The organism is Psychrobacter sp. ANT_H59 (assembly GCF_008369225.1).
Taxonomy (GTDB): domain Bacteria; phylum Pseudomonadota; class Gammaproteobacteria; order Pseudomonadales; family Moraxellaceae; genus Psychrobacter; species Psychrobacter cryohalolentis.
Genome location: NZ_VOBE01000002.1, coordinates 586,799 through 599,358 on the forward strand (window position 1 = coordinate 586,799; position 12,560 = coordinate 599,358).

The 12,560-nt window shown below is 41.5% G+C and carries 8 protein-coding genes; 3 read left to right on the top strand and 5 right to left on the bottom strand.

All coding sequences use genetic code 11. From position 1 onward, the window contains the following. Positions 1-4: 4 nt before the first annotated feature. On the bottom strand, positions 5-1,357 hold the full coding sequence (locus tag FQ083_RS05560) for a Na(+)-translocating NADH-quinone reductase subunit A (RefSeq protein WP_149409142.1): 1,353 nt from the start codon (positions 1,355-1,357) through the stop codon (positions 5-7). Between the two features lie 933 nt (positions 1,358-2,290). Between FQ083_RS05560 and hisA the strand changes: the two genes are divergently transcribed. The 3 genes from hisA to FQ083_RS05575 all read left to right on the top strand — a co-directional run bounded on the left by hisA (position 2,291) and on the right by FQ083_RS05575 (position 5,197). Continuing rightward, positions 2,291-3,031, top strand: a complete 741-nt coding sequence (hisA, locus tag FQ083_RS05565) for a 1-(5-phosphoribosyl)-5-[(5-phosphoribosylamino)methylideneamino]imidazole-4-carboxamide isomerase (RefSeq protein ID WP_149409143.1) — start codon at positions 2,291-2,293, stop codon at positions 3,029-3,031. A gap of 57 nt (positions 3,032-3,088) precedes the next feature. Beyond that, positions 3,089-4,807 (top strand): mechanosensitive ion channel family protein, encoded by a 1,719-nt coding sequence (locus tag FQ083_RS05570; protein WP_149409144.1) that lies wholly within the window; start codon positions 3,089-3,091, stop codon positions 4,805-4,807. Positions 4,808-4,891: 84 nt separating this feature from the next. Further along, positions 4,892-5,197, top strand: coding sequence for a hypothetical protein (locus FQ083_RS05575; protein ID WP_011514722.1), 306 nt, complete (start codon positions 4,892-4,894; stop codon positions 5,195-5,197). Positions 5,198-5,281: 84 nt separating this feature from the next. Here the strand turns inward: FQ083_RS05575 and rnr are convergent, their stop codons facing one another. The 4 genes from rnr to thrS all read right to left on the bottom strand — a co-directional run bounded on the left by rnr (position 5,282) and on the right by thrS (position 11,809). Then, positions 5,282-7,594, bottom strand: a complete 2,313-nt coding sequence (gene rnr, locus FQ083_RS05580) for a ribonuclease R (protein WP_011514721.1) — start codon at positions 7,592-7,594, stop codon at positions 5,282-5,284. Positions 7,595-7,741: 147 nt separating this feature from the next. Beyond that, entirely contained in the window at positions 7,742-8,986 is a 1,245-nt protein-coding gene (locus FQ083_RS05585) for a toxic anion resistance protein (RefSeq protein WP_149409145.1), read from the bottom strand. Between the two features lie 361 nt (positions 8,987-9,347). Next, positions 9,348-9,851, bottom strand: coding sequence for a translation initiation factor IF-3 (infC, locus tag FQ083_RS05590; protein WP_011281352.1), 504 nt, complete (start codon positions 9,849-9,851; stop codon positions 9,348-9,350). 23 nt (positions 9,852-9,874) lie between these two features. Further along, positions 9,875-11,809 (bottom strand): threonine--tRNA ligase, encoded by a 1,935-nt coding sequence (thrS, locus tag FQ083_RS05595; RefSeq protein ID WP_149409146.1) that lies wholly within the window; start codon positions 11,807-11,809, stop codon positions 9,875-9,877. Positions 11,810-12,560: the final 751 nt, after the last annotated feature.

Here is a 12,560-nt window from a genome sequence, read left to right on the forward strand (position 1 = left end):
GTGGTTAGCCCTCCAGCTCAATGCGCGTTAAGTTATCACGCAAAATATCGCCGAATTCATATTTGCCAGGAGATACGAAGGTGCATAATGCTAAATCTTCTTCGTCCAATTCAAGTACACCCAAATCTACAGCCGTGATAATGTCTTCGACAATCAAAGCACGTAATAGCTGGGTTGGCAGATAGTCTTGTGGCATGACTTCTTCATAGACACCGATTGGCACCATCGCTCTAGGTGAGCCATTGCTTGTGGTAGTGAAGTTATATTTTTTGCCACCAAAAAACTGCGAAATATAGATAGGCAGTTTAGAGAAGCGGTTGGCGCCTGGCGTAAAGAAGTGGAACGCTGGACGCTCACGACCTTCTGCTAGCACACTGACTTGATTATCAAAGCGACCAAGATAGGCAATATTGCCAAATACTTGACGCCCAGACAGCACTGAACCTGAAATCACACGGTTCTCGCCAGCTGTCAAATTACCTTTGGTCAAGGCAGCAATATCCGCACCGCGTTCGGTGGCGATAATATGAGGATTGCTAACAGCAGGACCAGCTAAGCTCAACAGGCGACGAGTATATAAACGCCCGCTGGTAAATAGCTTACCAATCGCAATCACATCTTGATAACCAATCGTCCAGACGCTAGTGCCGCGCATGATAGGGTGCAAGAAATGAATGTGCGTGCCTGCAAGACCAGCAGGGTGTTTGCCAGCAAAGCTATGATATTCAGTGACATTATTAGCTGCGGTTTTGGCAACTGGCGTCAACGAACTATTGCCATGATGGCAGACAAAGGTTTTGGGGCTGAGTGTTGACAAGACAGCAAGACCATCATTGAACGCCTGCAGTTGCTCGTTAATCAGCAGCATCGGGTCAAACGCCAACGGATTGGTATCCATGGCGGTGACGAAGATAGCATGAGGACGAGCACCGATTTCAGGAGCACGGCTATAGGGACGCGTACGAAACGCCGTCCATTCACCAGAGGCAAGCAGTTGGGTTTCAACAACTTCAGAATCTAGGTCAGCAAGTTGCTGGGAGTCGTAGCGCTGAAATTCTACTTCCGCACCATTTGGGTCGACCGCAATTACAAGACTTTCAAACACACGACGTTCACCGCGTTTAATGGCGATGACTTTACCAGCAGCAGGCGCAGTGTAGATAACGCCAGCCCGTTTTTTGTCTTCAAAAACGGGTTGACCTTTTGCTACGATATCGCCTTCTTTGACATTCATCGTCGGCTTCATACCAACGTAATCATAGCCAATAAGTGCCACATGGGCGGGTCTGTGCTCAGATATCTCGCGGGAGGGTTCACCAGTGATGGGTAAATCCAAACCTTTCTTGATGGTAATCATAAGCGAAAACTTAGTCCATAGTCTAAAACGATACCAGACGTCCTGTGTGGTATATCGGCAGCATGAATGGTAACGCCATCACTAAAATAACCAAATCATATCTTATAAAAAGACAGCGATAAGGTTTTTAATAATGACACTTCATGACTACTAGTAAGAGTATTAACGCTGACCTTAGACTCCTTAACAACACGTTAATGTCTTATTCGAATGACCAAAGTGGCGACTGGCTACCAAGGTGTATACTAAAACACTGCACTCTAATTCTCATCTCTTAAAGAAATGGTGTTAGACAAAATACGGTTTTACCATACGATTTATTAAAATCTTAAAATCCATACTATTTGTGAGATTTAAGCAGCACCACCCATTTGCTTAAATACAAATGAGAGATAAATGACTTATGATACTGAGTAGAAGCTATCTAAGCGCTATTGAATAACCTATGATTATAGGATAAATATTAGGACTGAGTAACAGCCGTTGCTAGGCGAAACGTTTAATAGCGTATCAATACCGCATTATCATCTATCTTGCAATGATCGAAACCATCTATAGGTAGCAGACGATCCGGCTTTATCGCACAAATACAAATTTACCTAGGATTATACGCTAAACTGACCTAAAATTGCCAGTTGGTAATCGAATTTACCCAATGTTGCTAGTAATCCTTTGTGCTAAAACTTATGGTTATGACTGTCTGTTTTCTGCTGCAATAGAGAGAGAACTTTAGTTGATTTCATGACTAGAGTACCTACATCATTTTTAAATCACTATCAGGCTTATACATCTTTGGTAGTGAATTGACTTTATCGTGACCTGCTTAAATTGGCAGTTCTAGACATTTTATATTAAGTTTGTGTTTAAATAGCTCTTGTAAGCTAACCTACCTCCAAGTTTTGATTATTAATATCGTTTTATAAGGAATCCTATATGTGCGCTGTCCCTGTGATTATCCCTGCTATCGATCTCAAAGATGGTAAGTGTGTGCGCTTAAAACAAGGTCGTATGGAAGATGATACGGTATTTTCTGATGACCCTGTGGCGATGGCGGCACGTTGGGTAAAAGAAGGCGCGCGCCGTCTGCATTTGGTCGATCTAAATGGCGCATTTGATGGGATTCCAGTGCATAAGCAAGTGGTGCATGACATTGCAAAAGCTTTTCCTAAACTGCCAATTCAATTGGGCGGTGGTGTGCGCAATATGCAAACTATTGAGCAGTATATTACTGCTGGTCTGACCTATATTATTATCGGTACCAAAGCGGTTGAAGATCCGGATTTTATTACTGAAGCGTGCCGTGAGTTTGCTGGACACATTATCGTTGGTATCGATGCCAAAGATGGCATGGTCGCAACCCATGGTTGGGCAAACGTGACTGACACCAAAGCCACTGAGCTTGCCAAACGTTTTGCTGATGTTGGTGTGTCTTCTATCGTCTATACCGATATTGCCCGTGATGGCATGATGCAAGGCGTTAATGTCGAGCAAACCGTTAATTTAGCACGTGAAGGTGGCTTACCAGTGATTGCATCAGGCGGCGTCACCGATATGAAAGATATTGAGTTGTTAAAACCTTATGGTGATTGCATTGAAGGTATCATTACTGGTCGTGCTATCTATGAGGGCACGTTAGATTTGGGCGAGGCACAACTTTATTTGGACGGTAAATAATATTTAAAAAATATGCTTATCAGATTTTGAATAGATAATGCGTAATCAAGGATGCTTATGGCCACTTATTTTGACTGCATTACATCACGCAAGTGCCAAAAAATGTGGAGTCAATGGCTGTTGCTATTAAGCATCCTATTAAGTTTGCCAGCTTATGCCGCTCAAGAAAGTGAAACTGTTAATCCTATTGTATTAGACAGTAATACTGCCAAGCCTGCGCTTGATAGCAACGCATTACCTAATGCGGCTAATTACATTAATAGCACCCCTCTTCCTAGTAATACTCCTGAAAGTGGCACTTTGCCGGCTCAAGCGCCAGCTGTACCACCTCCGCTAACCCCTATTTCAATTGAACCTGCACCTTCTATCGATGGCGAGAGCAGTAATAACACTCAAATTGAAACCGCTCAAACTGTGCAACATGATAATGACATCCGCCAACGTATCAGTGGGATATTCTCAGAAATTGAAGGCTTGCAAGCAATTAATGTTGGTGTCACTCAAGGCGTTGTTACTTTAACCGGTGAAACACCCAACGAGAAAAAAGCCCAACAAGCCATTAATCTTACCAATCGTTTGACAGATGTTGTCACAGTTGAAGATAAGATTAATCGAACGCTTGATGTCCAGGATAATGTCACGACGGTTTATCAAAGCATCAAAGCTCAAGCCAAAAACCTTATCAAAGCTGTGCCGTTATTATTGGTCGGAATTATTTTATTTGCTTTAGTAACTTGGTTTGGTAGTTGGTTGTCCAATCGGCAAAAAATGTGGCAGCGCTTAACGCCCAATCCTTTTGTCGCAGAATTATTGTCGCAGACCGTCAAGGTCATCTTTATTATTCTGGGGCTTATATTAGCGTTAAGCCTGATCGGCGCGGAGACGATTTTGGGAACGCTACTTGGCGGCGCTGGGGTCATCGGTATTGCCGTTGGTTTCGCGGTTAAGGATACTATTGAAAATTATATTGCCTCTTTAATGCTCAGTATTCGCCAGCCATTTCGCGCCCGCGATCATATTTTGATTAATGCTCAAGAGGGAATAGTGGTGCGCCTGACGTCGCGTGCGACTATTTTAATGACGTTAGATGGCAATCAATTACGTATTCCCAATGCCGAAGTCTTTAAAGCCACGATTTTAAATTACACCAAAAATCCTGAGCGCCGTTTCACTTTTGAATTAGGCGTTGATGCCAATGACGATCCGCTTGCTGCCATCAAAGTGGGTATCGATGCGATTGCTCAATTGGATTTTGCCTTAGATAAGCCAAAAGTCACCGCGATTATCAAGGAGGTAGGCGACTCAAACATTATTTTGCAGTTCCAAGTATGGGTCAATCAATCAGAAGCTGATTTTTCCAAAGCCCGCAGTATAGCTATTCGCGAGACCAAGCATGCTTTAGAAGATGAAGGTTTTAGCTTACCTGAGCCCATTTATCAGTTACGCTTTAACCATAATCTAGAGCAAGCTTTTGAGTATTTCCAAAGCAGTCGAAATGGTGATAAGTCTCAAGAAGACATAACAGTAACGCCTATCATCGTTAAACCTTCTAATGATTCTAAAATAGCTAATGATGCTCAAGCGGCTGAAACTACGATTGAAGATAAAGATAAGCAACAAGCAAAGGCGCGGGCGAAGCATATCTTGCAAGGTCGGAATGCCGATCAAGTGCTTGATGCGCGCCCTGACGAAAAGCTAATGGAAAAGGTTGAGCAAGAAATTGCTGAAAATTCAGATGAAACTGATTTATTAAGTAATAGTAGCCCGCAAGAATAGTGCTGAATACCAACTATAAAAATCGGCATAGAAAATGCAGCGAAATGTTTATCTACATTTTATCGAACTAGACGAGACATTTTTATGCAAATGAAACATCTGATTATATTCGCGGTCGTTGGTATGGTTGTGTTATTGGGTTTTAATGTCATGAATGGCAGTCAACGTGAACAAAACCGAGAAGTTATAGCAGCGAGTAGTGAGGCAGCTGTATCTGAAAATAATGGTTCTGATACGAGAAATGCTAATGACAGCCATACATCAGATATCGCAAGCAAGCCCTTAGGTCAGGAGCCGAAAGCCATTCTAGATGATGCTACTACCAAGATCGATCAGGCACAGCAAGCAGATGCTGCGCGCTTAGAGCAAATGAGTCCTGCGGAGCAGTGATAGATCTGTTATTAGAAAACTGAAGACACAAAAAAGGCTAACGATAACGTTAGCCTTTTTTAATACTTATAGATTCAAGCTAGTTTAGCTCTTTTTACTACTGCCTCTACCACCACGACTGCCGCTTCTCTTCGCAGGTGATTTCTTTGGCTGATCTTTGCTTGTGGAGCTGCGGTTTGGCTGACTAGAGTTTGAATGATCTTTCTTAGTTTGATTCATTTTACTAGATTGCAGCTTTGCTTGTAAACCAAAGTCAATTTGTAGCAGATCCATATTAACGCCAGCTACTTTAACTTTAACCAAATCGCCCAGCCCAAACACTGTGCCTCTATCTTTACCGATAAGCTGTTGCTGCTGCTCATCATAAACAAAGAAATCGTCACCAACGTTTGAGATATGCACCAAACCATCGATATACAAATCCGTCAGAGTAATAAATAAACCAAAGTTTGTGACGGTAGTTACGACACCATCGAACTCTTCGCCGACATGATCTTTCATATAATGACATTTGAGCCATGATTCTACGTAGCGTGAAGCCTTTTCAGCACGGCGCTCAGTATCTGAGGTTTGCATGCCAGCACCTTCTAATGAAAAATCCATCACAGGCTGTTTGGCATTTGTCACTTTCGCCTTGATCGCACGATGCAACATTAAGTCAGGATAACGACGAATCGGCGAGGTAAAATGACTATACTCATCGTAAGCCAAACCAAAGTGACCGATATTGTCAGGTGAATAGTTCGCTTGCATCATCGAACGAAGCAGCATGCTATGAATGCTAATCGCATCCGGTCGCTCTTTAGTTGCTTCAATGATACGCTGATAATCTGCTTGAGTAGGATTTTCTTCTGGGAAGCTTAGACCAAAGTTTTTGGCATATTCATGGATACGCATCGACTTTTCGCCATCAGGCTTATCATGATTACGATATAACACAGGCAGCTCATTTTTTAGCGCAAAGTTTGCTGCACAGGTATTGGCAAGCAACATGCACTCTTCGATAAGCTTTTGCGCATCACCGCGCGTACGAGGCAAGATGGCTTCGATACCACCTTTTTCATTGAACTTAATATAAGTTTCAACGGTCTCAAACTCCATCGCATGACGCTCTTCACGCTTTTTGAGGAGTAGCTCATACAGTTGATGTAAGGTATCGACAGATTTTTTGACCTCTTTATTTTCTGTCAACGATTTTGGAACGCTACTGTCTTTTGGATTCTCAAGATAAGCGTTCACTTGATTGTAAGTCAAGCGCGCTTGCGAGTGCATGACGCCAGGATAAAACTCATAACTGGTGATTTTACCAGCACGTGATATCTTAATATCAGCAACCATACAGAGGCGATCAAGATTAGGGTTCAGCGAACAGAGACCATTAGACAGTACTTCAGGCAACATAGGAATCACTTGATGCGGGAAATATACTGACGTACCACGCTCGTAGGCATTTTGATCAAGTGGCGAGTTCGGTGTCACATAATAACTGACATCCGCAATCGCTACCAAGACGCGATAATTACCACCAGAACGCTTTTCTGCAAACACAGCATCATCAAAGTCACGAGCATCTTCACCATCGATCGTCACTAATGGCAACTCACGTAAGTCGACACGACCTTTTAGATCTTTTTCAGTCGGCTCTTTATAATCATTTGCTTGATTGAGCGCCGCTTCACTGAACTCTGATGGAATATCATAATTAAGTAACGTAGTCTCAATGATCAGTTCGCGATCATTGTCATCAGATAAGACTTCAGTGATTTTGCCCGTGGCAAATTCATGCTGATTTGGCCAATCAATAATATCAACTTTTACCGGCGAGCCTTGCTTAGCATTGAAAGCCTGTACATTGTCTTCTGTAACGGTAATCGGCTGATGGTTATTTGGGCTACCAAGCTCAACGCAGTAACCGTCTTCATCATGAGCCAGCGTACCGATAAAATGATTTTGACGACGCTCAACGACATCAACGATACGACCTTCAGTACGACCGCGGTTGTCTGTTGACGTGCCAACGGCTTCTACTGTATCGCCATTAAAGACCCAACGCATTTGTTTTTCATGCAAGAATAGGTCAGGCATATCACTTAATAATACAAAGCCAAAGCCCTTTGGATGGGCTGTTACTGTACCGGTGACAATATCGTGCTGAGTGACTGTACGATAGCGATAAGGGCGACCGTCACGATTGACTTGTCCATCGCGCGTCATCGCTTTTAGGCGGTTGCCCAAAGCGTCAAACTGATCAGGATCAGCAATATTAAAGGCTTTTGCCAATTGCTGATGGGTGATTTCACCGTGTTCATTAATCGTGCTTAATATAAGCTCGCGACTAGGAATCGGGTTATCATATTTTTGTGCCTCACTTGAGGCGTTTGGATCATTCCAACTCATAAATTACCGTATCTATTTTTAAATTATTAATAATGACTATCTTAACACGAACAACGTCCCAATATCTTAGGTCAATTGTCTTATCTGTATTTGATAGCGAGTAGTCGTTAGTGGTCAAATTTTATTAAAAGTGAATGCTTATCTAAATCAAATATCAATATCGACCGTATTTGATTGATTGGTTATTTTTTCCATGTTCAATTCTTTTGACACTTCTAATACCGTGGTCTGATTAGATTTATCGAGGTATTTTTGGGCTTTATCAACCTCAGTGGTCAAGGTATTGACCGTTTGCTTCATATTCTCAAGCGCTTCAATTTTATAATTGCTAATCATATCCATGGTGTCATAGACATTATTGAAGGCATTTTGCAATTTATCAAGCTCAATAGTGCTGCTGGTCGCTTGCTCATGAATCTCAAGTGATTGACGCTTGAGCATTACCGAAGTTGATTCAATCAAGCTACTGGTCGTTTTATTTAAAGCAGTAATTTGGTCAAGTACCAGTTTTTGGTTAGTCATGGCTTGTGCGACAACCACTGCCGTACGTAGGGCTGAGATAGTGGTAGTAGTGGCGCGATCTACCCCTTTAATCAGCTCTAAATTGTTTTTACGGATAGTATCCAATGCTAAATAACCTTGAACGTTTACCGCCAATTGTGTCAAAAAGTCGGTATTTTTTTGGCGGACATAAAACAGCATCTCTTCTTTAATAATACGTGCTTTCTCAGGGTCAGTCGCTTCTATCGCATAGACTTTTTGCTCGAGCTGCTCATCGATTTTTTTACCTACATAGATATATTGGCGAATCGATTGCATCAGCTCCCACATATTAATTTTTTCTTGCTCAATCATCGCATTGTCTTTGAGCAGCTCATCTTTACCATTATATAGACTCGTTACTACCGCATTAATATGAGATTGCGCTGACTCATACTGACGGAAATAATCTTGTACTTTATTACCAAATGGAATCAAGCCAAATAGCTTGCGTGAGCTGGTCAGCTCTTTTTTGCTGGGGTCCAAATCTTCGACGATACCGCGCAGCTCCGTCAATGATTTTGCAATAGGGGAGTTATCAAATAAGCTGTCATTCAGGCTTTTAGCGGGTAGCTCTAACATACGGTTAGACACTTGCGCCGATTCACGGATTTCTTTATTACCCAAATGATGAATAGATTGGACGTTCTGTTGAAATTCAGAGCTGTGTACAGAGTTATTGATAACATGATCGACAAAAGCATCGACTTTGGCATCAAGCTCTGGAATATCACTGTCATCTAACTTGACCATCTGATCTGCTTCACTTTTTTGTATCTCTTTAACAGGTTCTGGCGCGGTTAGAGTAATCGTTGGTGTAGAGGTGTTAGCAGGTGGGGTTAATTCTTGCATAAGGCTTCCTATGATATCTAAAAGAGGTTATATTTTTTATCAGTGACATTTGTAGTCGAGGCATGGATTATTTTTATCAGTTTAATTGTTTTTATTGAAATTATGATTCATAAAGATAGAGTAGGTCTTTAGATTACCGTGTAATGAAAAGGTTGAGAAGATGGGTTTTGTAAAGCACTGTCGGCTTCATATATTTAAGGTGAACGATAGTCAAAGAGGTACAAGTGTCATAATTAACTATAAATATGCTTATTAAGCCCTACATACTAAAAACCACCAATATGCCGTAGCATATTGGTGGTGGGAAATCATGAATATCTATATAAACACAGCCACTACTAAGAATAGACGATTGAAAAGTCTATTTCTTCTTAGTAGGTCCTAACAGCATACCCATTTGACGACCTTCCATCTTAGGATACTGTTCGACGTTTGAGATATCAGCCGTATCTTCAATGATACGATCAAGTTGCTTGCGACCAATTTCTTGGTGCGCCATTTCACGTCCGCGGAAACGGATGCTAATTTTAACTTTATCCTGATCTTCTAAGAAGCTAACGATTTTTCTCAGTTTAACCTGATAATCGGCTTCTTCAGTGCTAGGACGTAGCTTCATCTCTTTTAGCTGAGTCTGCTTTTGGTTCTTTTTAGCTTCTTTCGCCTTTTGCTTCTGATCATAGAGGAAATGTTTATAATCCATGATTTTACATACTGGCGGTTTGGCTTCGGGAACCAGCTCTACTAAATCTAGACTGTCTTCACGTGCCGCTTTCATCGCGGTGTCGATATCGACCACGCCCATTTGTTCACCGTCTTCTTTGACCAGACGGACTTCTTTGGCACTGATATCTTCATTAATGTTCAAACGGTTTGACTGTTTAATAGGTATTACTCCTGATCTATTTTTGGGATCTGTCGGCCCTTTTCGGCAACAGCTGCTTCTACTAATGTGATAAATTCAGCGACACTCATCACGCCCAGATTTTCGCCTTCGCGAGTCCTAACGTTGACGCTGCCTGATTCGACTTCTTTATCCCCTAATACTAGCATATAGGGAATACGTTCTAATGTTTTCTCTCGTATCTTAAATCCAATCTTTTCGTTACGCAAGTCACTAATGGCGCGTAAGCCTGCTTTTTTCAACTCATTGACCACATTTTCACACGCATCTGCCTGTTTATCTGTGATATTCATGACTACTACTTGTTGCGGCGCTAGCCATACTGGCATCCAACCGGCATAGTTCTCAATCAAGATACCGATAAAGCGCTCAAATGAACCTAAGATGGCACGGTGCAACATAATCGGTACTTCGCGCTCGTTTTGCTCATTGACGAATTCGGCATCAAGACGCTCAGGCATATTTGGGTCAACCTGAATAGTACCGCACTGCCATACGCGACCTAATGAATCTTTTAGACTGAATTCAATCTTGGGACCATAGAAGGCACCTTCACCTGGTAGGTAAGCCCAATCAAGACCGGAACTATCCAATGCATCGGCTAATGCTTTTTCTGCAAAATCCCAAGACTCATCGCTACCGACACGTTTTTCAGGACGAGTCGATAGTTTCATAATGATATTATCAAAACCAAAATCTTCATAAACAGCAAGGGTCAGCTTAATAAAATCAGCGACCTCTTGTTGAATCTGCGACTGTGTACAAAAGATATGAGCATCATCTTGAGTAAAACCGCGAACCCGCATCAAACCATGGAGCGAACCTGATGGCTCGTTACGGTGGCATGAACCAAACTCTGCCATACGTAATGGCAAGTCACGGTAAGATTTTAAGCCTTGATTAAAGACTTGCACGTGACAAGGACAATTCATCGGTTTTACCGCATAATCGCGATTTTCGCTCGAAGTAGTAAACATATTGGTGGCATAGTTGCCCCAATGTCCAGAACGCTCCCACAAGCTACGATCGACAATTTGCGGCGTTTTAATCTCTTCATAACCATTATCGTGCTGCACTTTACGCATATATTGCTCAAGTACTTGATAAATCGTCCAACCATTGGCATGCCAAAACACCATACCCGGCGCTTGCTCTTGCATATGGAATAGATTTAACGCTTTACCAATTTTACGATGGTCACGTTTTTCGGCTTCTTCAATACGCTGGATATAGGCTTTTAAATCTTTCTTATCCGCCCATGCTGTACCATAAATACGTTGTAGCTGTTCGTTCTTAGCATCGCCGCGCCAATAAGCACCTGACATTTTGGTCAGTTTAAAGACTTTTAGAAATCGTGTATTTGGTACATGCGGACCACGGCACATATCGACATATTCTTGATGATGATAGAGACCAAAGGCTTCTTCGCCTGGCATATCATTAATCAGCTTAAGCTTATAGTCCTCACCACGTTCTTCAAAGATTTTAATAACTTCAGCACGTGGCGTTATTTTTTTGATAACGTCATAATCTTGCTTGATGAGCTCCATCATGCGTTTTTCAATGGCTGCCATATGCTCAGGCGTAAAAGGCGTTTCGCTATAGATGTCATAATAAAAACCATCATCGATAATGGGACCAATCACCATTTTCACATCAGGATATAACTGCTTAACGGCATGGCCTAATAGGTGAGCACAAGAATGACGAATGATATCGACACCGTCATCATCTTTTGGTGTCACGATTTCAACTTTCGCATCATGGGCGATAGGGTCATGCGCATCTACCAACTGACCATCCACACGTCCAGCGACAGTCGCTTTAGCAAGCCCTGTCCCAATACTTTGCGCCACTTCCATGACCGTTGTATTACCTTCGAAGTTTTTTACGCTACCATCGGGTAAAGTAATCGCTACCATAATCTATTCACCTTTTTGCGTCCGTTGGCAGTGATGATTGCAACCATCAATCATATAACCGTAAGACTGCGTAAATTATATCTAATTACTATGATATGTTGTAAGAGATGGTATTACTTAAAGGCAAGGCTCAAAGCAGCAGCTTCTTAGCTAAGTCTTAATAAACGAAGTGCCATTAAGTAATATTATAAAGTCAGCTATTATAGCAAAAAATGTCTATTAACACTAGATAGATGGAGACTAAGGGCAGTTATGAATAGCCATCTATATGGTCGTTAACAAGTTTCCATATATAGGTGCTTTCTATACCAATATCAATATACTCAAATAAAAGGCTTTTTAGCGATAAAGCAGCTACTCAAAATAGATTGATAGTAGGCAGTGGTAATGCAATTAAATAGGGTCATTTATGACTAAATGTGCATTTACAAGATTATTTAATGACAGTAAAGATAATTAATGCGTTAAGTATTTGAAAACAATAGACTATTTAAACCCTACTTAAATTAGTTTAAAAACCTTTGATAAAGCAGTTGACACTCCAGTCAGAATCTATATAATACGCCCCACAGCAAAGGAAGCTAGGCAATAAGTTAACCAACTTATCACTTAGATTACCGAGTTGAAACAAATTAAGAAAAGAAGTTGACAGACTATTAAAACATGATATGATGGTCAGCTCGCTAAATAGGATAAGCCAGATTGGTTTAGCATATTTAGTAAGAATACTCTTACTGGACGACAGTAGAGA